The sequence below is a fragment of the Arthrobacter sp. TS-15 genome, from assembly GCF_006964045.1.
Taxonomy (GTDB): Bacteria; Actinomycetota; Actinomycetes; order Actinomycetales; family Micrococcaceae; genus Arthrobacter.
The window spans coordinates 1-1,531 of sequence record NZ_SDXQ01000101.1; the positions used below are offsets into that span (position 1 = coordinate 1).

The window sequence follows — 1,531 nt, forward strand, 5'->3', positions numbered from 1 at the left end:
GTTGCGGAAGTTCCAGCGCTGGGGCAAGCCGCTCGCCATCACCGAGTTCGGCACCTGTACGTTCGTCGGCGCCCCGGAACAGGGCGGGATGGGCTGGAGCATCGTCGACCACACCAAGACACCGCCGGAGATCAAGGGGAACGTGGTCCGTAGCGAGCGCGTACAGGCCGCCTACCTCACCGATCTCCTCGACGTCTTCGAGTCCATGAACCTGCACGCGGCGATGGCGTTCGAGTTCGTCACCGCCGACGCTCCGCACCGCCCCGACAAGCCGCTCTACGACCTCGACATGGCCTCGTACGCGATCGTCAAGCCCATCAAGGACCGCCCCGACGACCCCGAGTCCGGCTGGCACTGGGAGCCGAAGGAGGCCTTCCACGCGGTGGCCCGGCACTACGGCCGGGTGGGCTGCTGAGCCCTTCAGCGGCGAATGGCGCGGAAGCGGACGGCACCGGATTCGGGGTGCCGGTCCACCGACACGTCCGCGAAGCCCGCCTTCGCCAGACGGTCCGGAAGGCCGGCCGGATCCACCGTGTTCATCGTGTCCCGGAAGTGCAGCACCCGGAACCGGAAGCTCGGCTGGCTGTCGCACCCGGCGAAGACACCGCCGGGCCGCAGCACGCGGTGCGCCTCCGCGAAGATCCGGTCCTGCTGGGCGGCCGTCGGCACGTGGTGGAGCATCACGAAGCAGACGACGGAGGAGAAGCTCTCGTCCGGCAGCGGCATAGCGGCTCCGTCGGCGTGCAGGATCGTGGCCCGGTCACCCCACTTCCCCTCCAGCAGGGCGGCCGTGCCCTCGTCGATCTCGACGGCCGTGACACGGGGAACCTGTTCGATCAGTACGCGGAGATTCGCGCCGTAGCCCGGACCGATCTCCAGTACGTCGTCGCCGAGGGGTACGTCCGCCAGGGCCCAGGGGAGGATGTGGTCCCTGGTCGTCAGGGCCCACTTCTCGGAGCTGCACAGTCTGCGGTGTGCTCGGTTCATCGGCATGAGACGACGGTACGAGCGGGGCGCCAGTGTCCGACACGGGCTACGCTGCCGTTTCATGTCGCCAGACGGACAGTCGGTCGGTCCGCCGGTCGGGCCGTCGGCCGGACAACCGGCCGCCACCGCGATCTTCATCGGCCACTTCGCGATGCCGAGGGGCAGCGGCTTCGGCCGGCACTGGCACACCTTCCACCAACTCGCCTGGGCGGCAAAGGGGTTGCTGCGGGTGACCAGCGAGCGGGGCGCCTGGCTGCTGCCGCCGTCGCTGGCACTGTGGATCCCCGCCGGGCTGGCCCACACGACGGAGGCGGAGGGCGACGCCGTCATGCGGACTCCGTACGTGAACCCGGCGGCATGCCCGGAGATCACCTGGACCGAGCCCACGGTGGTGGGCGTGGACCCGCTGCTCCGGGCCCTCGTCGACCACCTCGTACGCACCGACCTCGCCCCGGACGCCCGGTCGCGGGCCGAGGCCGTACTCCTCGACGTACTGCGTCCCGTACCGGTGACGAGCGTGTCCGTGACCGAGCCCACGAGACTA

At 70.1% G+C, this 1,531-nt stretch carries 3 protein-coding genes; 2 read left to right on the top strand and 1 reads right to left on the bottom strand.

The genetic code is table 11. The features are described from left to right. On the top strand, nt 1-415 hold a 415-nt coding region (locus tag EU811_RS23020; protein ID WP_238703551.1), incomplete at its 5' end, for a hypothetical protein. A 5-nt stretch (nt 416-420) separates the two neighbouring features. On the opposite strand, the gene EU811_RS23025 is transcribed toward EU811_RS23020, so the two are convergent. Next, nucleotides 421-993, bottom strand: coding sequence for a class I SAM-dependent methyltransferase (locus tag EU811_RS23025; protein ID WP_142940563.1), 573 nt, complete (start codon nt 991-993; stop codon nt 421-423). A 55-nt stretch (nt 994-1,048) separates the two neighbouring features. Between EU811_RS23025 and EU811_RS23030 the strand changes: the two genes are divergently transcribed. Further along, the coding region (locus EU811_RS23030) for an AraC family ligand binding domain-containing protein (RefSeq protein WP_187697311.1) at nt 1,049-1,531 on the top strand (483 nt) is incomplete at its 3' end.

Coding starts and splice junctions, on each gene's coding strand:
- EU811_RS23025 (WP_142940563.1), bottom strand. CDS start 993: ATGCCGATGAACCGAGCACACCGCAGACTGTGCAGCTCCGAGAAGTGG.